The following is a 23904-nucleotide window of genomic DNA, read 5'->3' as shown; positions in this document are numbered from 1 at the left end:
GCCTGCGTGATGCACGGCCACGGCAAACATATCCTCAAGCAGCAAACGCCGCTGTGGTTAGCGCAACATCCGGACGTGCTGGCGTTCCACCAGGCTCCTAAAGAATGGGGCGGCAGCGCGGCGGTGTTGTTATTGGTTGAACTGGCGGAATAAAAATTACAAAGGGCGATGATCAACATCGCCCTGAGACTACTGACAAACCTTTATCGACTACGCTACGTAGGGGCGCTGCATGCTGCGCCCGTTCAGACCTTGGCCATCACCTGTGACGGGCCAACCTGCCATTCAAACTTGCCGATGCTGCCATCCTCGGACAGCTCTACATTAGCGATAGCGGAGGTAGCAAACATTGGCGGGCATTCCCCAGGGCACAGCTCAGCCACCAGATAACCCACCAGCGGTAGATGGGAAACCACCAGCACTGCACCTATGCCCTCTTTAGCCAGCGCCTGCAGATAGCAGCTCACCAGCCCAGCATCGCCCCCTGGAGTCAGCTCCGGCAGCACTTCCTCGCCTTCGGGTAGCGTTAACGCTTCGCGTACCGTTTCCAGCGTTTGCTCGGCCCGCAAATAAGGGCTGACCAGCACTCGTTCAATATCCACAGACTTGGTGTTTAACCAGGCCGCCATCTGACGTGACTCATCACGGCCACAAACAGTAAGAGGTCTTACCGAATCGCTGGCTGCATCGAGTGCCGCCTCTCCGTGACGCATAATCAAAACTTGCATATTGCACCGCTGTTGTTGACAAAATAACGCTATACAGAAACGCCGAGCGTGCTGTATCGCCGAGTTGCACTCAAAAGCGCAGGCCAGCTTCAAACGATAACGCGCCGTCTCTCTATGGCGGTCGGGCATTTTGCCTGAAAGTTCGCGTAAAGAAAACGCTGTTTTTTACAACATTTGCGCCCTTGCACCCATTCATCGCTGACATAACAACCAATTCAACGGGTTAAATTTTAACCTTGTTGTTATGAAATTTTTGATAGCGCTGAATGAGCCACCAACCAAAACGCTACGTTACCCCTCCCCAATCTCCCTGTACAGCCTCCGGGATTGCCCTAGTTGCAAGGAGTGATAGCGATCACAGTGCGGCCCTGATCAAACTGTAGCGCAAACCGGGCCGCTATGCTGGTTAACTACCTTGCGGATAGAACCGTTCCCCCTGCTCAGCCATGCGTTGCACGCGTTCACAAGGAGCAAAATTTTCACCGTATTGCTGTTGCAGATAGCGCAGAGTTTTTACCACTTTCTCCGCGCCTAGCTCATCCATATAGCGGAACGGGCCGCCAAGGAACGGCGGGAAGCCAATGCCAAATACCGCACCGATATCGCCGTCGCGTGCGCTGCGGATCACCCCTTCATCCAGGCAACGCGCCGCCTCATTGAGCATCATCATCACACAGCGTTGGGCGATCACCGCATGTTGAATATGGGCCTTGGGGTGATACCCAGCAGCGGATAGATACTGTTATCTGCACTCTTGCGTTTCTGGCGTGCCCTGCTGCCCTCGGCCGGGTACAGATAAAAACCACGGCCATTCTTACGCCCTTTGCGGCCGTCTTTCAGCACCGCCTCGAACGCCGCCGGAGCGGCAAAGCGTGGCCCTAGTTCCGCCGTCAGGATCGGGATAATCTTGGTGCCGACGTCGATACCCACTTCATCCAACAGCATGATGGGGCCCACCGGGAAACCAAAATCGACCAAAGCCTTATCCACCGATTCGATCGGCTCGCCTTCCAGCAGACAGCGCGCCGCCTCATTAATATAAGGAGCGAGAATACGGTTGACGTAAAAACCGGCGCGATCGGCGACCACAATCGCCGTTTTCCCCTGCTTGTGGGCCAGAGCAACGGTGGTGGCGATGGTTTGTTCGCTGGTAGTGGCATGCGGGATCACCTCAACCAGCGGCATTTTATCCACCGGGCTGAAGTAATGCAGACCAATGACCTGCTGCGGCCTGGCCGCTTGCGCTGCGATTTGGCCGATCGGCAATGATGAGGTGTTGGAGGCAAATACGGTATGCGGCGCGGCATATTGCTCAATATCGGCCACCATCTGCTGCTTGAGCGCGATATCTTCAAATACCGCCTCCACCACGATGTCAACCCGTTCAAAACCGCTGTAATCGGTGCTGCCGGAAATCAACATCATCTGTTTCTGGCGCTCTGCCGGGCGCATGCGTTTGCTGCGTACCCGCTTACCCAGCAGATCCCAGGTGTATTTCAACGCATGGTTGATCCCCTGCTCATTCACGTCTTTAATGCGCACCGGTAGCCCGCCACGAGTCGCCGTGACACAGGCGATACCGCCGCCCATCAAACCACCGCCAAGTACACCTACACGGTGTAACTCCTGGGGCTGAGCATCCCCACCGCGCTCTTTTTTCAGCGCCGTGGAGGCAAAGAACAAGCTACGTAACGCGGCAGACTGTGGCGACATTGCCAGCTCACCGAAGGCGCGGGCCTCCGCTTCATAGCCGCTGGCACTGCCCTGATCCAGACCGGTGCGCACCACCTGAATAATACGCTCCGCTGCCGGGTAGTTACCGTGGGTTTTCTCCAGGGTCTTCTTGCGCACGATGCTGAACAGCAGGCTTCTGCCCAATGGACCGTTGAGCAGGCGTTCCTGCCACGGTAACGCACGGCGCGATTTCCAACCCTGTTTTACACGCTCAATGGCGGTTTGCAGCAGAATAGATTGCGGTACGGCCTCGTCCACCAGGCCCATGCGCAGCGCCTGACGCGCGCGAACGTGTCTGCCCGTCAGCATCATATCCAACGCTTTGCTGGCACCAATCAGGCGTGGTAAGCGCTGGGTGCCACCTGAGCCAGGCAGTAAACCCAGCTGTACTTCCGGCAGGCCGAGTGCCGTTTTGTCATCCAGAGAACAGACGCGGCTATGGCAGGCCAACGCCAACTCCAGCCCGCCCCCAAGGCAGGTACCGTGGATGGCGGCAACCACTGGCACCGGGAACGCGGCAATCTGTGCCAACGTGCTCTGCCCCTTCTTCGCCAGCGTCTGTGCCTCTTGCGCCGTGTGACATGCGGCGATCATGGTGATGTCTGCCCCGGCAATAAACGAGTCCGGCTTGCCAGACAGGATCACCAAACCTTCCAGGGTGGCAAGTTGTTGTGCCTTGAGCAGCACGTCGTTGATCTGCTCAACAAACTCCGCTTTCAGCGTATTCACCTTCTCCCCAGGCACATCGATGGTGATCACGCCAATATTGTCCGGGCGTAAAGTCAGATGAAATGCCGAAGGCTTGGCACGCTGTTCGTGCAATGCGTTCTCGAAACTCATTTGTCCACCTCCACGATCATCGCCGCACCTAATCCCCCAGCCGCGCAGGCGGTGGCCAGCCCCAGACCGCCACCACGCCGTTTAAGCTCGTGCAGCGTCTGGGTGATCATGCGCGCGCCGGTCGCGGCGAACGGATGGCCATAGGCGATAGAACCACCCAACACGTTGAATTTCTCCATATCCACCTCGCCGATCGCCTGCTCACGCCCCAGCTTCTGTTGGGCAAACTCGGTGCTGGCGAACATTTTCAGGTTGGCCAGCGTTTGCGCCGCAAAGGCTTCGTGCATATCGATCAGGGTCAGGTCGGCCAGGGTAATACCGGCACGATCCAGCGCCAACGGGGTGGCATAGGAAGGGCCGAGCAGCATATCCTCCCAGACATCAATGGCGGCAAAGGCGAAGCTGCGCAGGTAGCCAAGAGGCTCCAGGCCGAGCTCTTTAGCACGGGACTCGCTCATCATCAGCACCGCTGCCGCACCATCGGTCAGCGGCGTACTGTTGGCGGCCGTGACGGTACCGTGGCGGCGATCAAATGCCGGTTTTAAGCGGGCATAAGACTCCAGGCTGGAATCTTTGCGGACGTTGTTATCTTCGGCCAGCGGATTTTTATATGGCGGCACATAAGCGGTCATCACTTCATCGCGCAACAGCCCCTGTTCCCAGGCTTTGGCGGCCAGTTGATGTGAGCGGTGTGCCAAGGCATCCTGCTGCTCGCGAGTAATACCGTGGGTTTTCGCCATTTGTTCGGCAGTATCCCCCATGCGCAGGCCAGTAGAGTATTCCGCCACGGCGGGCGGCACCGGCATCAGATCGCGGAACTTAAGCTTACTGAACAGCTTCAGGCGCTGCGACAGTGTGCGCGCCTTGTTAACGTCCACCAAAGTGCGAGCCAGCGCTTTGCTGACGCCAATCGGCAACACGGAAGAAGAATCTGCCCCACCTGCGATGCCGACACTGATGCTGCCAGCCAGGATACTTTCCGCCACGTTGGCAATCGCCTGGAAGCTGGTGGCACAGGCACGTGAAACGCTATAGGCATCGGTATGCACGCTCATGCCAGTACCCAGAACAATTTCCCGCGCAATGTTGGGCGCTTCAGGCATTTGCACCACCTGGCCAAAGACCAGTTGCTCGATCAAGGCGGGATCGATGCCGCTACGCGCCAGCAGCTCGCTCACCGCAGATTTGCCAAGATCGACCGCAGGGATGCCATGATAAGCGGTGGCCTGTTTGGCGAAAGGGGTACGCAGCCCTTGAACAATGGCGATACGGTCGCCGAGACGGGTAACCAGCGGCAATGCCTTACTCATAAACGCTCCTGAAGAGAGGCCGTCAACACAACGGACAAAAAGAGGTCTGACCTGATGAGGTCATTGTTAACCAAATGTTTACATTTGGCAAACCGGCAGAAGTGAAAACTGAGAGCGGGAGCAACTTTCGGGCAGGGGTAACGCGGGGTGGATATCAGCAGGGGCGCGGTATACGGCCCCCTGCCGATCTTGTGGGGATTAACGCAGGCCGAGCTGGAAGATCATGGTTTCTGCCTGGCAGGAGAAGGTGAAATCCACATCCAGTTGCACGCCGCCGTCAACCGGTTTAATGCTACTGCTGATGTCACACGGATCGGACTCCACGCCGCGCGCCTTTTCAGTCAGTGCTGCCAGGGTTTGCTCCGCATCTTGCTGATTGGCAAACACTCGGCTGTAGGATGCGGTGCAATCGGTGTTATCCATCACGGTACCGACATCGACACAGCAGCAGGCCGCAGTTTCCTGAGCGTTACATTTATTGATTGCATCTGACATAGTTGAAATCTCCTCACGGGCCGCGATTACGCTGGCCCAAATAGCCATTTTGATCTGGCGCAAATAAACAAAATTCTGTGTTTATTTTACTCCTCGGGCATGCCAATCACTAGCCTTACTTTTTTTAAGCACTTTAAGTGACGGAAATCACATAACTAAATCGCCCTGCGGTAAAAAAACATAAGAGTTTTGTTATGTACAGGTCATTTTTTGTTATGTGGATCTCCTTTCTGATATCAATTTGGAAATATTTCAAAAACAAACTTGCAACATCTTAACAGGTCGGACCTATAATTCAGCCACTGGTCTGATTTGTCAGATTGATAACGGACCCTACAATCGCGCGCTCCATGTTACTTTGTGTAACATTGTTTAAATAATAAACACATAAAATGAGGTTTTGGTCATGAGCCAGAAAAACCTATTCACTAAATCAGCTCTCGCAGCTGCAGTGGCAATTATTTCTTCAAACGTCTATGCCGCAGGATTCCAGCTGAACGAGTTTTCGTCTGCTGGTTTAGGGCGAGCTTATTCTGGCGAAGGCGCAGTAGCGGATACCGCAGCCTCAGCAAGCCGTAACCCGGCAACCATGATGATGTTTAGCCGCCCTTCTTTCTCTGCGGGCGCAATCTTTATTGACCCAGACGTTAACATTACCGGTACCTCGCCTTCAGGCAGGAGCCTGGATGCGAAGAACATTGCACCGACCGCCTGGGTACCAAACCTGCACTACATTCAACCGCTGAATGACCAATGGGCCATCGGTGGCTCCGTGACCAGCAACTATGGCCTGGCCACCGAATACAACGAGGGCTACACGGCTGGCTCCGTCGGCGGTACTACCGACCTGACCACGGCAAACCTCAACCTGAGCCTCGCTTACCGCCTGAACCAACAGTTCAGCTTCGGTCTGGGCTTCGATGCGGTGTATGCCAAAGCTAAAATCGATCGCTTCGCCGGTGATTTGCCACTACTGCTAGCTGGTCAAGGTCTTAAACAGGGGGCATTAACCCCTCAGCAGGCGGCCGCAATTGGTTCAATCCCTGCGGATACCCAGATCTCTCATCTGGAAGGTAGCAAATGGGGCTACGGCTGGAACGCAGGCATTTTGTATGAAGTCGACGACAGAAACCGCTACGGCTTTACTTACCGCTCTGAAGTGAAAATCGACTTTGACGGCGACTACCGAAGCAGCCTGCCTTCCGCCTATAACGGCCTGCTCGGGCAGTTTGGCCTGCCAATGGGGACCGACGGTAACAACGTCCCGGGTTCTCTGACCCTGAACCTGCCAGAAATGTGGGAGATCTCTGGGTATAACCGAGTGGCACAGCAGTGGGCGATCCACTACAGCATGGCCTATACCAGTTGGAGCCAGTTTCAGGAGCTGAAAGCGACAGACAGCAACGGCAAAACGCTGTTCCAGAAGCATGAAGGCTTCCGTGACGCTTACCGTATCGCACTGGGTACCACCTACTTCTACGACGATAACTGGACCTTCCGTTCCGGTATCGCCTTCGATGACAGCCCGGTCCCGGCACAAAACCGCTCTATCTCAATCCCGGATCAGGATCGCTTCTGGTTGAGCGCAGGTACGACTTACGCGTTCAATAAAGACGCTTCTGTCGACGTGGGTGTGTCTTACATGCACGGCCAGAAAGTGACCATCAACGAAGGCCCTTACACCTTCGAATCGAAGGGTAAAGCCTGGTTGTACGGTGCCAACTTCAACTACAGCTTCTAATCTGTTTTCCTCAATACAGATATAAAAAACGGCGGGATAATCCCGCCGTTGGTTTTTTCTGCTGATACTCTAAACGGGCGCAGCATGCAGCACCCCTACAAATTTAGCAACATTGCCACTTTGTCATCTTTCAGGAAAGCCTTACCGTCGTGATGCTGTGCTCCGTTGACGGTGTATACGACTCCACTTTGGGGTCCGCAATCTCTTCCTGCACGACTACAGCGTTAGGCTCAGCTAACGGAACAACTGGCTGCGCCTGCGGTAAAGCAGCCGTCAACGCCTGCAATGAACCACCGCTGATACCAATTTCCTGTAGCAGGGAGTCGATAACCGGGGCATGCGTGCGGTAAGCGAGCGCGGCAGACATCGCCTGCTCGGCCAGGTTACCGCCGCCGACCGAAGCCGCCGTTGCACCTGCGGTACCGCCAGAACGGTTCAACCCATCAACCTGCAGGATCTTGATACCGTCAATGGCCTTCATCGGCTCAACGGACTTCTCGATGATGGCCGGCAGCGCCTGCAGCAGCGCCAATTTGAACTTCAGGCTGGTCTGATCGCTGGAAAGCATGTTGACCGCTTCGTTCAACGCGCGCTGGGTTTCCGCCTCTGCCAGGCCTTTCTTACGTGCCGCTTCGGCCAATTCGATGATAGCTGCGGCCTGCAGTTCGGCGGCCTCTTTCTCCGCGCGGGCTTTCAGCGTCAGCTGCATTGCCTCGGTTTCCGCTCCCTGGCGGGCTTCGATCAGAGCAACCTGTTTGGCACGATCGGCTTCGGCGGTCTGGCGCGTGGTTTCCACGTTTTGCTCCGCTTTCACCGCTTCGGTCAGCGCGTCATTAGCGCGCGCCTGGGCCTGGGATTGCTGCTCAGACTTGGCTGCAATGGCGATGGCCTTATCCTGCTCGGCGATTTCCGTCACTTTTGTTTGCTCGATGGCGGCCATTTCGGTGACTTTACTCTGCTCGATCTCTTTGACGCGGATTTCACGGTCCGCCTCTACCTTACGAGTCCGTACCGCCTGCTCACGCTCGATTTCCGCCTCCTGGATCTGGCGCTCGGCGGAGATACGGCTCTGCTCGGCCTCGCGGCGGCGTTCCGCTTCGAAGGTGGCGATCCGGGAACTTTGCTCGGCGCTGCGGGTTTTGACCTGCTGCTCCTGCTCAAGCGACATAAAGGCTTCCTGCTGCTCGATCTCCAGCTTGCGTGACAGGGCATCGCGGTTTTTTTCGCGTACCGCGACTTCCACGTCCTGCTCTACTTCGTTACGCTCGCGGCGACGGCGCTCGGTTTCTTGCGTCAACTTGGTCAGGCCTTCGGCATCGAAGGCGTTGTTCGGATCGAAATACTCTTTCGAGGTCTGGTTAAAGTTGGTCAGCGACACGCTTTCCAGCTCCAGGCCGTTTTTCGCCAGATCTTCAGATACCGTGCTCTGCACACCTTGCACGAAGTTTTCGCGCGTATCTTGCAGATCTTGCATGGTCATCTGCGCAGCGGTGGAACGTAAGGCATCGACAAACTTGTCTTCCACCAGTTGGCGCAGATCTTCCGGGGATAGCGTGCGCTGGCCCAAGGTCTGTGCTGCGGTGGAGATCCCTTCAATGGTCGGTTGCACGCGGACAAAGAATGCCACCACCACGTCCACGCGCATTCTGTCTTTGGTGATCAGGCTGTCGTGCATGGCACGGCTGACCTCCAGCTTCAGGGTCTTCATGTTGATTTCAACAATCTCATGAAACACCGGCAGGGAGATGGCACCACCGCTCAGCACGACCTTGAGCCCGCCCAGGCCGGTACGCACCAAAGACTGTTCCGCCGAGGCGCGGCGATACAGGCGTGAAAAAATCAGTCCGATGATCAGCAGGACAACAAAGATGCCACCTGCAATCGAACCCCAAAATGTAAGACCATCACTCATTATCACTAGGGTTACCTCTCCATAAGCATTATCAAAATAATTCCGTTAAAAACCGCGTTCACAGCAGGTCAGGCCAAGGGTTGGCAATGCCGCTAAAGCGAGAGCCAGAGATGCGCGCCGTAACCAACACCTTGGCTCCACGCACAAAGGCGACGTCCGCCTCATCTGGCTCGATCAAAATGTAATGGGTACGCCCGTGCTCATCGGTCAACCTGGCTTCTGCCGGGGTGCCCGCAGTAGCCGTTGCGCCGGTCATAATTGCCATCCGGCCAATAAAGCTGTCCGTGGAAACGGCGCTGCTCTCGTCACGTAGCAAGTAGCGAGCAATGCCGCGGCCACACCAACGCACGCTGAATACAGCGACGATAAAGGCAACTATCACCGCCAGCCACACCGGTAGCTCACCGCCTGCCAGCCATTGCAGTATCAGGCCACTCAGAGAAAAACCGCCGAGAAACAGCACGATGATGACCAGCAACGGCAAACGCCCGATGTGCAGCCAGCTCAGACCATGAGCGAAGACGTTCTCACCCAGGGTAATGTCCGGATGGGAGTCTATAGCTGCGTCGAAATGGCTGGAAAGGGAAGCACCGAGAAAGACCGCCAACGTTTCCAGCACGCCAATAAACAGCAGCAGAAGCAGAGCGATTGCGAAAGGGGCATTGCCTGAAGAAAGTAGGTCCATAATGGCGTTCTCCGTGCGCATCACAGCGAAAATATCGCGGCCGCAGAGAACGTTGAGGATGGCAGGAAAGAGAATACTAGACGCGGTGAAGGTAGTGATGCAATCCGCTATAAACGCTCCCTGTTCCACATAAGCCAGTTCCCTAGCCGCAGGCTTTTCCTGCAAGATAACAGGAAGTTGGTTCCTGTCACAGATTTTAACATTTACGGCCCCGCTCGCCCAGATAATCCGCAGATCCCAGCGCCGATTTTCCCCTCACAATCTCCCTCACCCCAACCCTCTCCCCAAGGAGAGGGAGCTGGTACGGCGATGCTATCAGGTACAGGAATCAGTCTGTAGCTCTTGAAGTTGGTGATGAGTAGCGTAATTAAGTTGTGGCAAAGTCTGTCTGTTGTGATTAGGTGCGGAAGTTAATCTGTAACAGGGTAGATGCTGAGGATGAGTACCGTAATTAAGTTGTGGCAAGGTCTGTCTGTTGTGATTAGGTGCGGAAGTTAATCTGTAACAGGATAGATGCTGAGGATAAGTACCGTAATTAAGTTGTGGCACTTTCGGTCCCCTCGCCCTGTGGGAGAGGGCTAGGGTGAGGCCCATGAGACGCAGAAGCTAATGGGAAACCTGCTCCCAAAGAGGGAACAGGCCGGCCTTAGTTAGCGGAGTCGATCTCGTCCAGATCGCCCTGGATCGCCTTGGCATTCGGGTTTTCCTGCGGCTTGAGCACCCCGCCCTGCGCCAGGAAGTCATGGCGTTGGAAGTAGGCATCACGCATCATCATGTAAGGATCGGAAGAGTTGCGCAGCAACCCATCGGAATCCAGCAGTTGAGCACGGGTTTCGACCCCTTCCACCACCCATTTACCCGCCGACATCCAGAAGGTGAGATAGCTCAGCACCGGATAAACGCTATCCGCCCAGTCGCCACCGTCTTCACGAATGGTAAAGCTGCCGTAGACCGGTAGGTGAACATACGGACCGTAACCGACACCGTAGTTCCCCAAGGTACCACCGAAGCGGCGTGGCTCTTCACGCGCCAGTTTCGGGTTAGCCATACCGGCCACGTCGATCAGCCCGCCCATTCCCAACAGGGTGTTGAGGAAGAAACGGTTGAAGTGCTTCATGCCCTGATAAGGGTTACCACGCAGAAATTCGTTCACCATGCTGGCTGGCTCTTCCAGGTTGGAAGTAAAGTTGCTCAAGCCATTACGCGCAGGCGTCGGGACGTAATCGCGCCATACCACCGCGACCGGGCGCAGCACGTAGGGATCCATCACGTTATAGTTGAAGTTAAACATCGCCCGGTTAAACCCTTCAAGAGGATCGGAACGTCCTTGCGGATCGTCACCAGGCGAGCTGGCACACCCTACCAATAACACCGTTGCGAAAGCCAGCCCAGTCAGGCGAAAGTTCATATTTATCTCCATGAAAACCCTTGGATTCTTTTTATCAGGGAACCTGTTTATCTATCTGAACGCTGACCTGTTCCTTGCCGCTATAGGCTTGCAGTGTACTATCGCCAAACCAGTCGCCCGACTGTGGCGTTGCCAAGCCATCCTGTGACAGCCTGACATGCACCTTCACCTGCTGCTGAGCTGAAAGCAGACGCTCAGGCATCATGGCGTTGCTGTCATCCAACGTGAATGCCAGCGGGAAACGACTAAGCGGCAATTGCTTGACCGCTACCGGCACCGGATTGGTTCCATCGGTAACCGAAACGATCAGCGTTCCTTGTGGTGGTAATGCTTTTGCCGCCTCTGGCGACAGCGTGACATTAACGGAGAGTTTAACAGTTTCTGCGCCCACCTGAACTTTTGCTTGTTCAATGCTACGCTTTATCACTGCAACACGCTGGTCGTCGGCTGGCAACAGCTTCAACATAACCTGCCAGGCACCGATCGCCTGTTGGTAATCGCCCTGCTCAAAGGAGTTGAACGCCAGCAAGCTCAGTACACGCACGTTGGTGTGATCTTCTGCCACCATCGTACGCAGCATCGCGGTTGCCTGCTTGTTGTCTTCCGGATCGCCAGAGCGCGTCAGCACTTCAGCATAACCCAGGCGTACTTCCATATTACTCGGATCCAGGCTATACGCATGAGCAAACGCCTGCGTTGCCGTGGTTGCATTATTCAACGCCATCCCGACACGGCCAAGCATCATCCAGTCATTCAGATTTCTATCATCTTGCTGCAGCGAGGTACGTAATCCCAAGCCAAGACGGGCAATCTCCTCCATGCTCAGCGGCTGGGCACGTTCATTGGCTACCCGCGCGCGCAGTTCCGGCATTTGGGATTCTACCTGAAGCCAGGACATAACCTGAGCCAAACCGCCGGTTTTCAGATAAAAGCCAACCGACACCACAACGAGTACCGCCACACCAGGCACCAACGCCCAACGATTGATGGGCCGTGCAGGCTGCTCATCCGCCTGCCCGGGGATATCGTTCAGCAGGTTCTGTTGCAGCTCTTTGACCAGCTCCGGGCGTTCTGCAACCACCCCTTGATCTTCATCCTGCGCCAGTTCGTCGAGGCGATCCTCGTAGAACGCCTTGTTGAGCGTATCGCGGCTGGCCGCCGTACTCTCTTTGCCCTGGCGCATCGCAGGCACCACCAGCAACGCAGCGGTACCGACCAACAGCACTATAATTATCAGCCAAAAAGCCATTAGGGTTTCTTCCTGTCAGTCTCTTTCAACAACGCCGCCAGACGCTGCTGCTCCTGCTCGGAGAATTCCTGGTTGCTCACGCCCGCCCGACGTTGGCGGGTACGCAGTATCACCACCGCCCCGCCAATCAGCACAAACAGCAGCGGCCCGATCCACAAGATCAAAGTTGCTGGGGTCATCGGGGGTTCATAGGTCACAAAATTGCCGTAGCGCGCCACCATATAATCGATGACCTGCTGCTTGTCTTGCCCCTGCATCATCAGCTCATAGACCTTGGTACGCATATCCGCCGCGATGATGGCGTTGGAATCGGCAATGCTGTTGTTCTGGCATTTAGGGCAGCGCAGTTGTTCGGTCAACTCGCGGTATTGCTGTTCCTGCTCCACCGAATTGAATTTGTAGGTATCGATGGCTGCAGCAGCACTCCAGCTCAGCAATGCCGCCACCAGTAAGGTTATCAGCCTCATACGTCGCCCCCATATTTACGATACAGCGGTAACACTTCCTGCTGCCAGACACGCTCGTTCATGTCCCCGGCGTGGCGGTAGCGGATAATACCTTCACCGTCGATCAGGAAAGTTTCTGGTGCGCCATACACGCCGAGATCCAGCCCCAACATACCGTCGCCGTCGTACAGGCTCAGCGCATAAGGGTTACCCAACTGTTTGAGCCACACCACCGCCTTCTGACGATCGTCTTTATAGTTTAGCCCCACTACGCGGATGCCTTTAGCCGCCAGAGTATTGAGATACTCGTGCTCTGCCCGACAGGTGGGGCACCAGGTCGCCCACACGTTCAGCAATATCGGTTTGCCAGTGCGCAACACAGCCTGATCGAAAGTTTTACCTGGATGTTCCAGGGATTCAAGCTTGAAGGTCGGCACCGGTTTACCGATCAGCGCAGACTCCAGCATGGTGGGATCTTCCCCGCCGGCGTTACGCGTCAGCTGCACCAACAAAGCCACCACCAACAGCAGGAACAGAATTAACGGAATAAATAACAGTTTGCGGTTCATGCCTGCTCCCCTTGTTTGGCTTCACGCTTGAGTTTTTTGCTCATGCGATAGCGCGGATCGAGAATACACAGCACGCCACCGATCGCCATAAACACGCCACCGAACCAGATCCAGCGGACAAAAGGTTTGTAGTAAAGCCGCACGGCCCAGGAGCCATCGTCTAACTCTTCACCTAACGCGGCGTACAGATCGCGCGTCAGGCCACCGTCGATGGCGGCCTCCGTCATCATGCTGCGCGCCACGCTGTAGTAGCGTTTTTCCGCATGCAATGTGGCTTCTGCCTTGCCGTTGCGGGTGACATCGATAATCCCGACGCCGCCGGTATAGTTTGAGCCACGGATATCGTGAACGTCGCGGAAGATGAAGCGATAGTCGTGAATTTCCACGCTATCACCGGCTTTCATGCGCACATCACGCTCAACGCTGTAGTTTTGGCTGAAAGCGATCCCGATCACCGTCACCGCCACACCCAGATGGCCTAACACCATGCCCCAATGGCTACGGGAAAGGTGCGTGAGCCCCTGCCAGAAACCGTGGCGATGGGTGGCTCGCTCATGCAGCTCCATCAGGGTCAGCAGGATCACCCAGATGGCCATGATCAGCCCGACGACCGTCATACCGGCGATACTGTCTTGCAGCAGCCAAGGCAGCAGGATTGACAGCACCAGCGTGATCACCAGCGCCACGCCCAGGCGACGCCAGAGCTTGGTAGGTTCATCACGACGCCAGCGCACCAACGGCCCGATGCCCAGCAGCAGCGCCAGCGGTGCCATCAGCCAGGTAAACATGGTGTTGAAGAACGGTTCGCCGATGGAAATACTGCCCAGCCCCAACTGTTTATGCACCAGCGGCAACAGAGTACCCAACAACACCACCAGCGTGGCGGCGATCAGCAGGACGTTGTTGCCCAACAGGAAGGTTTCCCGCGAGAAGGTTTCATGCTGCACCCGGCTACGCACCTGCCCGCCCTTCACGGCATACAGCAACAGCGAGCCGCCAATCACGATCACCAAATAAGCGAGGATAAACATCCCACGCGCCGGATCGGAGGCAAAGGAGTGAACGGAAACCAGCACGCCGGAACGCACCAGGAAGGTGCCCAACAGACACAGGGAGAAGGCCGTGATCGCCAGCAGCACCGTCCAAGCTTTGAAAGTCCCGCGCTTTTCGGTGACCGCCAGCGAGTGCATCAAGGCCGTACCGGCCAGCCATGGCATAAAGGAAGCGTTTTCTACCGGGTCCCAGAACCACCAGCCGCCCCAGCCCAGCTCATAGTAAGCCCACGCTGACCCCAACACGATGCCCATGGTCAGGAAGACCCAGGCCGCCGTGGTCCACGGACGCGACCAACGAGCCCAGGCAGTATCAAGCCGCCCGGCCATCAGTGAAGCAATGGCGAAGGCGAACGCCACCGAGAAACCTACGTAGCCCATATACAGCAACGGCGGATGGAAGATCAGTCCGATATCCTGCAACAGCGGGTTAAGGTCGCCCCCGTCGATCGGGAAACTCGGCAAGGTGCGGGTAAACGGGTTGGAGGTCATAATGATGAACAGCAAGAACCCGGCGGTGATCATCCCCATCACCGACAATACACGAGCCACGGCATCCTGCGGCATTGCACGGCTGCACATGGCAACCGCCAAGGACCAGCAGCTCAGCAGCAACACCCACAGCAGCAGGGAACCTTCGTGCGCTCCCCACGTCGCCGCAATGCGGTAATACACCGGTAGCTTGGTGTTGGAGTTGGCTGCGACATAGGAGACGGTGAAATCATTGGTAATAAACGCGTACACCAGGCAGGCAAATGCCAGGGCAATGGCGATAAACATGCCATAGGTTAACGGGCGGGCTACCGCCATCATGCGCGTATCCTGACGCGCCGCTCCCCATTGCGGATATAGGCTCAGCAGCAACGAAATCGCCAACGCCAGGCACAGCAGAAAACTCCCAAGTTCCGGCATCATGACTTGCTGCCCCCGTCCGGCGAATCGCTATAGGTAGCGGCCGGGCTTTTATGATTCTCTTTCATGGCATCCGCGACTTCTGGTGGCGTATATTTTTCATCGTGTTTGGCCAGCACTTCGCGCGCATTGACCACGTTACCTTCCCCCAACACGCCTTGTGCCACTACGCCCTGCCCCTCACGGAACAGATCCGGCAAAATCCCGTTGTAGGTCACTTCGATGGCCCCGTGGGCGTCATATACCTTGAAGCTCACCTGCAGGCTTTGCTGATCGCGTTTGACCGAGCCAGGCATGACCATGCCACCGATTCGCAGGCGCTGGCCCACCTCCGGCTTTTCATGTTTTTCGCCCTTGCCTTGCAAGATCTCGCTCGGGGTATAGAACAGGTCGATATTGGAGCGCAAGGCATACAGCATCAGCGTGGCGGTCAGTGCGACGCCAATCAGTACGACAATGGCCAGATAGAGGCGGCTTTTACGACGTGGATTCACTGTGATTTCTCCCGCGAGTTAACAGACTGCGGTATGGCCGCTGTTTTCTTTAACTGTTGTGACTGACGGATACGCCGTTCACGCGATTCTTGGCGGCTGACTTCGGCCAGAAGCTGCTTGCGCTGCCACAGGGTGTGGACCAACAACCCCAGCAGGGAAAGCAGAGTGGCGGCCACGGCCAACCAAACATAAAACGCGTAACCGCCCATGGCGAAGAACGCCTGCCAGGAACTGAATGCAGCATTCATGATTGACGCTCCTTGTTAACCAATTCGGCGACCCAAGGGCGCTGACGTTCCTGGAAAAGGATCAGGTTGCGCAGGCGCATCAAGGTCAGGGTAATAAAGAACAATAGGTAACCGAAGATCGCCCAACGCAGCGGGTAACGCATACTTGGCGCAATGCTCTGCTGCATATTGGTTGAGCCCTGGTGGAGGGTATTCCACCATTCGACCGAGAAGTGAATAATCGGAATGTTGATCACCCCCACCAGCACCAGAATACCGGCGGCTCGCCCGGCCAGGCGGCGATCGTCGAAAGCGTTATACAGCGCAATGATGCCCATATAAAGGAACAGCAATACCAGCTCCGAGGTTAGACGTGCGTCCCACACCCACCAGGTGCCCCACATCGGTTTGCCCCAGGCAGAGCCAGTAACCAACGCAATAAAGGTGAACACCGCGCCGACCGGAGCCATGGCCGCGACCACGGTATCGGACATTTTCATCTGCCAGACCAGGCCGATAAACGCCGCAATCGCCATGGAGCCATAAATGCCCATTGACCAGATGGCCGCCGGAACATGAATGTACATGATACGGAAGCTGTCACCCTGTTGATAATCTTTAGGTGCGAAACCAAAGCCCCACACCCAGCCGACCAGCAGACAGATGGCGCCTGCTATCCCCAACCAGGGGACAAAGCGGCCACAGACATGGTACAGCCGTTCCGGCCTGGCAAATTGATGTAACCATTTCCACATTGTCGTCATTGCTCACGGTAAGAAATCATTCGGTAACCGCTCCCTGATGACAGAACGGCGAAAGTCTTGCACACGGAAAAGCTCTTATAGGCATTCATCCGCGTTTAAATCTGCAGCTAGTGTACGCTTACACGCAACGCAGCTGCGGTGGCAAAAGGTGCCAGCGTGATGCTGCCCGCCAACATTGCGCCCAGGATGGCCAGATAACCGTCAATCGGCATCCCCATCGAGGCGGCATCTATCGCCGCAGTGGCAAATATCAGTACCGGAATATACAGCGGCAGCACCAGCAAACTCAGCAGCACCCCGCCTTTGCGTAGCCCTACCGTCAACGCCACCCCGATAGCGCCAATCAGGCTCAGCGTTGGGGTACCCAGCAGCAAGGTCAGCGCCATCGACATCCAGGTATTCACATCCAGCGACAGCAGCAGCGCCACCAGCGGCGACAGGATCAACAACGGCAATCCGGTCACTACCCAGTGAGCACACACTTTGCCTAACACCGTCATGGGAAGCTGCGTTGGCAATAACAGTAACTGTTCCAATGAGCCATCCAGGTAGTCGTCACGGAACAATCGCTCCAGCGAAAGCAACGAGGCTAACAGCGCCGCTACCCAGATGATCCCCGGCGCAATCCGCGCCAGCAATTGCGGTTCTGGCCCAACGCCCAACGGAAACAGCGTGATCACGATCAGGAAGAACCACAGCGGGTTGACGATCTCGGAGCCTTTACGAAAGGCGATTTTCAGTTCCCGCCGCAGGATGATGAAGAACATCAGGCGATCTCCGCGCTGGTCTGTGTCAGGCGAATTTTCCTTACCGCCTGCAGTGTGTCATTTAAATCTTGATGCGTGGTTAGCAGCACCATACCGCCCTGTTGTGCGTGTTGCCCAAACAGCGCGGTCAACTCCACCACGCCCTGCTTATCTATGGCCGTCAAAGGTTCATCCAGGATCCACAGCGGGCATTTGCTGAGCCAAAGCCGTGCCAGCGCCACCCGCCGCTGTTGCCCGGCGGAAAGCTGCGCCACCGGCAAATCCTCGTATCCCACCAAGCCGACCTGCTCCAACGCCTGCCAGATGGCCTGACGATCGGATGAGTGGTTAACCGCCTGGTAAAACTGCAAATTCTCAAACGGGGTCAGCATCGATTTAATCCCCGGCTGGTGCCCCAGAAACAGCAGATCCAGATGATATTGCTCACGACGATGACGCGTATTTTCGCCCTGCCACAGCACTTCACCCGCGTCTGGCTGCGCCAACCCGGCCAAAATGCGCAGCAAGCTGGTTTTGCCAGCCCCATTAGGGCCTTCGACCTGAATAATGTCCCCCGGGCTCACCAAAAAACTCAGCCTGTCAAACAGAATACGTTCATCTCGTACACAACTAAGATTTCTGGCTTCCAGCATGGAGGACTCATATTTTTCTTTGGGATAGCGAATCATAGCATAAGCCACAGTGCGCTCGAAGCCCGCAGCCTGGCTTGAATGTACTCCATTAGAGGTAATATTGCGCATCAGATCAAAATTGCGTAGAAAAAATCAGCAACGTTAAAATTTCGTTACTTTTTAATCATTTTTCCGGCGCACTTTCCTTCCCTCCATCAGCAACTACGCTTAGTTATCAGCCAATAGGAGAATGACCATTGAGCACGCAATCAGATCGTCCTGCCGACAGCGATAAAAGCAGCGTCAAGGTCGAAAGCAAAGAGCACGACCGGGGCAAATCCACCATTGAGGTCGATGAGGAAAAACTGCCCTCGCGCGCCGCTGCCGTGCATGAGCAAATCCGTATGGAGGGGGAGAAAGAACTGGAGCGTGACTGGCTGGCGCTATTGCTGTCGGCCTTGGCGGCAGGCTTATCGATGGGGGCTTCCCTGGCAGCGAAAGGGATTTTTCACGCACGCCTACCGGACGACCCAAGCCGGTTTTTTATCGAGAACATCGGCTATACCTTCGGCTTTGTCATCGTCATCATGGCTCGCCAGCAGTTGTTTACGGAAAACACCGTCACTGCGGTATTACCCATCATGCATAAACCGACGCCGAAGAACTTCGTCATTCTGTTCCGCCTGTGGGGGATAGTGCTGTTGGGGAATCTGCTCGGCACCGGCCTGGCCGCGCTGGCGTTTATCCATTTGCCTATTTTTGATGAAAATACCCGTGCGGCCTTCGCCAGCTTGTCACAAGAAATCATGCATAACACCCCAGGAGAGATGTTTGCCAACGGCATCCTGGCGGGTTGGATCATCGCCACCATGGTGTGGATGTTCCCTTCGGCCAGGGCCGCTAAAATCTGGGTAATCGTACTGATGACCTACCTGGTGGCGATTTGCGATCTTACTCATATCGTGGTCGGTTCCGTCGAGATCCTGTATCTGGTGTTTAGCGGCGCACTCCCCTGGCAGGAGTTCTTCTACCCGTTCGCCATCCCGACGTTGGCGGGCAATATCATCGGTGGCAGCTTTATCTTCGCCCTGATCAGCCATGCGCAGATCCGTAATGATATGAGTGACAAGGCCAAGGCCGAACGGCTGAAGGCTCAACGGGAGAATCAACCCAAGAAGGAACACGCGGATAAATCAGACCGCGAATAAAACTTCGTCAACCCGTTCGCGGCACAGCAAAAGGTGAATAATCGGGAAAATGGGGCATAACGAGAGAAAACCGATTATATTTCAGGCAATCAGACCAATAACCCCTTAAACCCTGGCGTAAAAATAGGTATACTGCGCCCGCCGTGTCCCCTTAGTTAAATGGATATAACGAGCCCCTCCTAAGGGCTAGTTGCAGGTTCGATTCCTGCAGGGGACACCAGTCCATCGTTCGCCACCCTCCGTATTAGTTCGTAAAACCGTTCAAATCCAGTCACCGCCTAACATCGCTGTTCACATGAGTTCGTTGACAGACGGAAACCATCGCGAATAAAAACGGGTAAATAATTTTACCCGCCAAATTTTTACCCATGGTGATGGTGAAACAGGCACTCACTACAAGGCATCCGGTCATCCTCGGAAGTGAACTCGCGAAAAGCTAGCAGCGCTATATGATTGCTTACCCGAGTAGTTGATCCCGTCATATTACCCTACTCAAGGACTTTCTTAACTCAATCACAAATAGTCCACCCACCAAAGGATGACGAAGGCCGATTACTCGCACTTAAATGCGTCAATCTGCACGCCGTTCCCCTTCTCAAATCTCGGGTTTTTGTTCGCTGTCATCTGATAAACCGCTTTGTACTTCCCTGCCTGAATGCATGCCCTATCGGCACTTTCTTGTGATGACTCCTTAGATATCCAGAAATCGCGCTCTATAGATACTGTATTCCCGTCATTAGCCGTTACCAGCCCAATGCACCCCGTCAGAGATAGAGTTACCAGCAATGAAATTAAAGACCGTAGTTTCACAGAGATTTCTCTTGTTGTTGATTTGCCGTAATGATAGCACCGAGTTGACGCTATAAAGCAAAAACTCATCTTTTTCGTCCTGAATAGGTTGAAAAATAATACATATTTAAATTTGGAATAGTAATCATTTTAATGAAAAGTGTCCCCAATAGTGTAATTCTCATCAGTTAAGCCTACTCATATCCCCTCACCCCAACCCTCTCCCACAGCACATACCGGGAACCCATGAACACTTGCTTGGGGAGAGGGAGTGAGTCCAGAGCCGCGGTCAGATAGTGGAGCCGATTCGTAGCACGTCGGGTTCACTCTCTTTTGGGTGATGGTTAGGGTGAGAGGCATCTCTTGCTGTCACAGAGAGCATAAAACCATTTATTATCAATATGATGCGCGGCCAACTCCCGCGACCTAGCACAACCTCGTAGGTTAAGGGTATAATCCAAGGTATTATTTAATCGGTTTCGGAAACGAACATGGCAAAGCTAACATTACAAGAGCAGCTGCTTAAAGCTGGATTGGTTAACAGTAAAAAACTGGCGAAAGTAGAAAGAACGGCTAAAAAATCGCGGGTTCAGGCTCGTGAGGCAAGAGAGGCCGTGGAAGAAAACAAAAAAGCACAGGTTGAGCGTGATAAACAGTTGAATGAGCAGCAAAAACAGGCCGCCTTGGCCAAAGAATATAAAGCCCAGGTAAAGCAGCTCATTGAAATGAATCGGATCGTTATTTCAAATGGCGATATTGGCTATAACTTCACAGATAATAATTTAATTAAAAAAATATATGTGGATAAGACGACCCAATCTCAATTGATGAGTGGCCGTCTTGCCATTGCTCGTCTGATTACCGATAAAAACCCTGATGGCGAATACGCGATTATACCCGCGATCGTGGCAGATAAAATTGCACAGCGTGATGCGAGCAGTATTGTATTAAATGCCGAGCTGAGTAAAGAGGCTAAAGATGAAGAAGATCCGTATGCCGATTTTGTCGTGCCTGACGATCTGATGTGGTAAGTACTATTGCCCGGTGTTTAACCGTACTCCGCCATTACCGCATCGATAAAGCAGCGCAGTTTCTGTGTCGGATAACGGTTCGGCGAATACAGCAAATGCATTTCGCGCGAAGGTGCCTGATAATCGGCTAGGATCTGCATCAACAGGCCGGAGGTAATGTAACTTCTGAGCACCACTTCTGCCCCCAAAATAATACCACCGCCGCTAAGCGCTGCAGACAGCAGCGCCGTAGCATTATTTGACTGTAAACGGCTGTTTACCTTGGCGGCGTGCTGCTCCTCCCCTTTGGTGAAAACCCATTCTTTCTCTGAGCGGCGGGACCAGTAAGTATATCCGAGGCATTCATGATCGATCAGATCTTCGGGGTGGGCTGGAGTGCCATATTCAGCCAGATACCCCGGGGATGCGCAGGCGATTAATTGATAAGGCTTGAGTTTGCGAGCAATCAGTGCCGAATCTGCCAACGGTCCAATGCGGATGACCGCCTCAAACCCTTCATCGACAAGATCCACAAAGCGATCGCTCAACGTCAATTCAACCTGAACATCCGGATAACGACGCATGTAGTCAATCACTAAAGGTGACAGGCCGTACGCCCCGAATGTGACAGGCGCATTGACCCGTAACATTCCACGCGGCATTGCGGTCATATCCTGGGCAACAGACTCAGCCGCATCCGCTTCGGCAAGCACAATTTTGCAACGCTCATAAAAAATCCGCCCGACTTCGGTGAGGTTTTGCCGCCGGGTCGTACGGTTTAGCAAACGCGTCCCCAAGTGTTCCTCCAACATGCTGATATGTTTACCCACCATCTGCGGTGACAAATTCAACACCTCGCTCGCTGCAGCAAACGAACCGCAGTCTGTAACCTTCACAAACACCAACATGCACTTAAGCCGATCCATTATTCCCTACTTTTAGTTTCGAGTGTCGCAACCCTCACTCTATTTATCATATAAAAATGATGAATTACAGTAGCTGAACTTAATCGAGGAGTTCACACCATGAAAATTGGCATCATCGGCGCAGGCTTTATCGCACGTTCACTTGCGGAACATGCATTGGCTAACGGGCATCAGGTTATGCTCAGTAATTCACGCGGGCCGGAAACTTTATACAGCCTGAAAGTCGCTCTGGCGTGTGAAACGGGAACGGTGCAACAAGCCGTAGAATTTGGTGATATCGTCGTTATTGCGATCACGTTCAAACACTATGCGACAGTGCCCGCTGAGGCACTGCGCGGCAAAATCGTCATCGATACCAATAACTATTATCCCGAACGCGACGGTAATTTCGTCGAACTGGATCAACAACTCACCACCACCAGCGAAATGCTCGCCCATCATCTTTATGCATCTCACGTAGTGAAGGCGTTTAACTCCATACGCGTCATCGATCTGAATAAAGATGGCCGCCCACAAGGGGATGAGCGGCGCCGTGCCCTGCCCATCGTTGGGGATAGTGAAGATGCCAAAAAACGGGTTAGCGATTTGATCGACCAGTTTGGTTTTGACGTGGTTGATGCGGGCGCACTGAAAGAAGGCTGGCGTTTTCAGCGCGGCTCGCCGCTCTACTGTGAATGGTTCAATCAGTCACAATTGAAAAAATCCCTGGCGGACCTGACGCGAGAACAGGTAATTGCATAGGCAACTTCCCGCCTGTCGCCAGGCAGTGATACAGAACCGCCTCACCGCTCAGGATAAAGGAAAGCAGAATGTAGGTAGGGCACACCATGAAAAAGCCCCGAAAACGGGGCCTTGAGGTGGCATTCAAATGGGCTGGGTCTGCTTTTTGTAGATGGAACGGTAGTGATTGAGCCGTTCGAAGAAGTTATCGCTCTGTTCACGCGACATATTACCCGCAACGCCGTTAGCATCGACTTCGCGCCCCTGAAACTCCAAGAATGCCACCGTAGAAGCGAGAAAATCCATGTTGCTGGTGTTCTTGGCATAGACATAGCACTTTTCTAAAGTTTCCATGATCTCCTCCTCAACGTTTACAGTAAAGTTGGCGTGCCACAAGCAGAATGACAATCGCTCGTTAAGTGTGCTGCAGATCTAAGAATAGTCTCGGCGACTAAAAAGTATAAGCCATAATTGCGACAGGGTGAAAAAACAGGCAAAAGCACTTATCGTGGCAAGGTCGGTTGCGCAGCTTGCAAGACTTGCTCTGCCGTCACCACAGAGCCAAAGTCGTCAAGCACCGAGTAAAATACCTTCATGCCAGCATTGACCGGGGCTTTAGCCGTTGTTAAGGCGAAATCAGCCTGCCCTTTTGGCTTAACCATGCCATTTTCCGGCACCAAGGTGGCGACGGCCTGCTGCTTATCGCGGCCCACCGTCATTTCTAGTAATGTCTGGTGGAACGGCGTGGGGTTACTAACCACCAGTACCGGATTGCCGCCACGTTGTGCCAGACTAAAGCGTAGCTGATCCTGTACGTTGGTCATATTGATGCTCTGCAATGATCGTGGCCGGTAGAATAGTTTTATCCGGGTTCTGAACGCCATCTGCATCTGGCTGGCCGTATTGCTGGCCACTTTCGGCGGGATCTCCAACACGTTGAGCCAAAACACCGACTCACGATCGCTCGGCAGCGTGTGTTCTGCCCCGGTAAACAGCACTCTCAGACGCTGTGCCCGCTTCCCGTCCAGGCGCAAGATTGGCGGCGCCACGGTAAATGGCGTGGCGATTTTCTCCGGTTCCGCCTCACTATCACCATTGTCCACCCAGATTTGCAGCAATACCGCAGAGCGGCCCTCGTTCGTGACGCGCAGCGTCGCCTCCTTATCCTTGCCGTTGACAATCAGGCGCGTCGCTCCCAGATATATCTCGGCGTGACTCAGCGGGATAAATAAGGCCATCAGCGTAATCAATAGCCAACGGCAAAGCCTGCGGTATTGTGGCGCGAAACCATTGATAGCGACCATATT

General features: G+C 54.6%; 23 protein-coding genes, 1 tRNA gene and 1 pseudogene. 6 read left to right on the top strand and 19 right to left on the bottom strand.

Annotated features, from left to right (window positions below):
- A partial coding sequence (locus ACLQ7H_RS27835) for a Smr/MutS family protein (RefSeq protein WP_411755465.1) occupies window positions 1-153 on the top strand: 153 nt, incomplete at its 5' end.
- Between the two features lie 92 nt (window positions 154-245).
- On the opposite strand, the gene sixA is transcribed toward ACLQ7H_RS27835, so the two are convergent.
- From sixA to ACLQ7H_RS27815, 4 genes and pseudogenes are all read right to left on the bottom strand, one after another.
- Entirely contained in the window at window positions 246-728 is a 483-nt protein-coding gene (gene sixA, locus ACLQ7H_RS27830; protein WP_411755461.1) for a phosphohistidine phosphatase SixA, read from the bottom strand.
- A 406-nt stretch (window positions 729-1134) separates the two neighbouring features.
- Window positions 1135-3302, bottom strand: a pseudogene (gene fadJ / locus ACLQ7H_RS27825) (fatty acid oxidation complex subunit alpha FadJ).
- Complete coding sequence (fadI, locus tag ACLQ7H_RS27820; RefSeq protein ID WP_411755460.1) at window positions 3299-4612, bottom strand: acetyl-CoA C-acyltransferase FadI; 1314 nt, start codon at window positions 4610-4612, stop codon at window positions 3299-3301. The pseudogene fadJ and the gene fadI overlap by 4 nt, the downstream one beginning before the upstream one ends.
- Window positions 4613-4810: 198 nt before the next feature.
- Complete coding sequence (locus ACLQ7H_RS27815; protein ID WP_021806065.1) at window positions 4811-5107, bottom strand: YfcZ/YiiS family protein; 297 nt, start codon at window positions 5105-5107, stop codon at window positions 4811-4813.
- Between the two features lie 406 nt (window positions 5108-5513).
- Between ACLQ7H_RS27815 and fadL the strand changes: the two genes are divergently transcribed.
- On the top strand, window positions 5514-6848 hold the full coding sequence (fadL, locus tag ACLQ7H_RS27810) for a long-chain fatty acid transporter FadL (protein ID WP_411755459.1): 1335 nt from the start codon (window positions 5514-5516) through the stop codon (window positions 6846-6848).
- A 130-nt stretch (window positions 6849-6978) separates the two neighbouring features.
- Here the strand turns inward: fadL and ACLQ7H_RS27805 are convergent, their stop codons facing one another.
- From ACLQ7H_RS27805 to ccmA, 12 genes are all read right to left on the bottom strand, one after another.
- Window positions 6979-8760, bottom strand: coding sequence for a flotillin family protein (locus ACLQ7H_RS27805; RefSeq protein WP_411755458.1), 1782 nt, complete (start codon window positions 8758-8760; stop codon window positions 6979-6981).
- Between the two features lie 58 nt (window positions 8761-8818).
- Window positions 8819-9445, bottom strand: a complete 627-nt coding sequence (locus ACLQ7H_RS27800; protein ID WP_411755457.1) for an OB-fold-containig protein — start codon at window positions 9443-9445, stop codon at window positions 8819-8821.
- A 646-nt stretch (window positions 9446-10091) separates the two neighbouring features.
- Window positions 10092-10853, bottom strand: coding sequence for a phospholipid-binding lipoprotein MlaA (gene mlaA, locus ACLQ7H_RS27795; RefSeq protein ID WP_411755456.1), 762 nt, complete (start codon window positions 10851-10853; stop codon window positions 10092-10094).
- 34 nt (window positions 10854-10887) lie between these two features.
- Window positions 10888-12102, bottom strand: coding sequence for a c-type cytochrome biogenesis protein CcmI (gene ccmI, locus ACLQ7H_RS27790; RefSeq protein WP_411755455.1), 1215 nt, complete (start codon window positions 12100-12102; stop codon window positions 10888-10890).
- Entirely contained in the window at window positions 12102-12569 is a 468-nt protein-coding gene (locus tag ACLQ7H_RS27785; protein WP_411755454.1) for a cytochrome c-type biogenesis protein CcmH, read from the bottom strand. Before ACLQ7H_RS27785 ends, ccmI begins: the two co-directional genes overlap by 1 nt.
- Window positions 12566-13117, bottom strand: coding sequence for a DsbE family thiol:disulfide interchange protein (locus ACLQ7H_RS27780; RefSeq protein ID WP_411755453.1), 552 nt, complete (start codon window positions 13115-13117; stop codon window positions 12566-12568). Before ACLQ7H_RS27780 ends, ACLQ7H_RS27785 begins: the two co-directional genes overlap by 4 nt.
- Window positions 13114-15084 carry a heme lyase CcmF/NrfE family subunit gene (locus ACLQ7H_RS27775; protein ID WP_411755452.1) on the bottom strand — a complete coding sequence of 657 codons (1971 nt, stop codon included), beginning with the start codon at window positions 15082-15084 and terminating at the stop codon, window positions 13114-13116. The genes ACLQ7H_RS27780 and ACLQ7H_RS27775 overlap by 4 nt, the downstream gene beginning before the upstream one ends.
- A complete protein-coding gene (gene ccmE / locus ACLQ7H_RS27770) occupies window positions 15081-15575 on the bottom strand; it encodes a cytochrome c maturation protein CcmE (protein ID WP_411755451.1) in 495 nt (164 codons plus the stop codon). Before ccmE ends, ACLQ7H_RS27775 begins: the two co-directional genes overlap by 4 nt.
- Window positions 15572-15823, bottom strand: a complete 252-nt coding sequence (gene ccmD / locus ACLQ7H_RS27765) for a heme exporter protein CcmD (RefSeq protein ID WP_411755450.1) — start codon at window positions 15821-15823, stop codon at window positions 15572-15574. Before ccmD ends, ccmE begins: the two co-directional genes overlap by 4 nt.
- Entirely contained in the window at window positions 15820-16557 is a 738-nt protein-coding gene (locus ACLQ7H_RS27760) for a heme ABC transporter permease (RefSeq protein ID WP_024485095.1), read from the bottom strand. Before ACLQ7H_RS27760 ends, ccmD begins: the two co-directional genes overlap by 4 nt.
- Before the next feature lie 116 nt (window positions 16558-16673).
- Complete coding sequence (ccmB, locus tag ACLQ7H_RS27755; protein WP_411755449.1) at window positions 16674-17333, bottom strand: heme exporter protein CcmB; 660 nt, start codon at window positions 17331-17333, stop codon at window positions 16674-16676.
- Window positions 17333-17965, bottom strand: coding sequence for a cytochrome c biogenesis heme-transporting ATPase CcmA (ccmA, locus tag ACLQ7H_RS27750; protein ID WP_411755464.1), 633 nt, complete (start codon window positions 17963-17965; stop codon window positions 17333-17335). The genes ccmB and ccmA overlap by 1 nt, the downstream gene beginning before the upstream one ends.
- Window positions 17966-18201: 236 nt before the next feature.
- On the opposite strand from ccmA, the gene ACLQ7H_RS27745 reads away from it, so the two are divergent.
- The 3 genes from ACLQ7H_RS27745 (at window position 18202) to ACLQ7H_RS27735 (ending at window position 20972) form a co-directional block, all read left to right on the top strand.
- Window positions 18202-19152: a formate/nitrite transporter family protein gene (locus ACLQ7H_RS27745; RefSeq protein ID WP_411755448.1), complete on the top strand. Its 951-nt coding sequence runs from the start codon at window positions 18202-18204 to the stop codon at window positions 19150-19152.
- 145 nt (window positions 19153-19297) lie between these two features.
- Window positions 19298-19372, top strand: a tRNA-Arg gene (locus tag ACLQ7H_RS27740).
- 1060 nt (window positions 19373-20432) lie between these two features.
- Window positions 20433-20972, top strand: coding sequence for a DUF2058 domain-containing protein (locus tag ACLQ7H_RS27735; RefSeq protein WP_411755447.1), 540 nt, complete (start codon window positions 20433-20435; stop codon window positions 20970-20972).
- Window positions 20973-20989: 17 nt separating this feature from the next.
- Here ACLQ7H_RS27735 and ACLQ7H_RS27730 read toward each other — a convergent pair whose 3' ends face one another.
- Window positions 20990-21877 carry a LysR substrate-binding domain-containing protein gene (locus ACLQ7H_RS27730; RefSeq protein WP_411755446.1) on the bottom strand — a complete coding sequence of 296 codons (888 nt, stop codon included), beginning with the start codon at window positions 21875-21877 and terminating at the stop codon, window positions 20990-20992.
- A 99-nt stretch (window positions 21878-21976) separates the two neighbouring features.
- On the opposite strand from ACLQ7H_RS27730, the gene ACLQ7H_RS27725 reads away from it, so the two are divergent.
- Window positions 21977-22618 carry an NADPH-dependent F420 reductase gene (locus ACLQ7H_RS27725; protein ID WP_411755445.1) on the top strand — a complete coding sequence of 214 codons (642 nt, stop codon included), beginning with the start codon at window positions 21977-21979 and terminating at the stop codon, window positions 22616-22618.
- 123 nt (window positions 22619-22741) lie between these two features.
- Here the strand turns inward: ACLQ7H_RS27725 and ACLQ7H_RS27720 are convergent, their stop codons facing one another.
- On the bottom strand, window positions 22742-22951 hold the full coding sequence (locus tag ACLQ7H_RS27720) for a glycogen synthesis protein (RefSeq protein WP_411755444.1): 210 nt from the start codon (window positions 22949-22951) through the stop codon (window positions 22742-22744).
- Window positions 22952-23100: 149 nt separating this feature from the next.
- Window positions 23101-23901 carry a molecular chaperone gene (locus tag ACLQ7H_RS27715; RefSeq protein ID WP_411755443.1) on the bottom strand — a complete coding sequence of 267 codons (801 nt, stop codon included), beginning with the start codon at window positions 23899-23901 and terminating at the stop codon, window positions 23101-23103.
- Window positions 23902-23904: the final 3 nt, after the last annotated feature.

It is taken from the genome of Serratia sp. (in: enterobacteria) (assembly GCF_046715635.1).
GTDB lineage: Bacteria > Pseudomonadota > Gammaproteobacteria > Enterobacterales > Enterobacteriaceae > Chania.
Note: the sequence above shows the minus strand (reverse complement) of the source record. Positions and strands in the feature narration are given on the sequence as shown.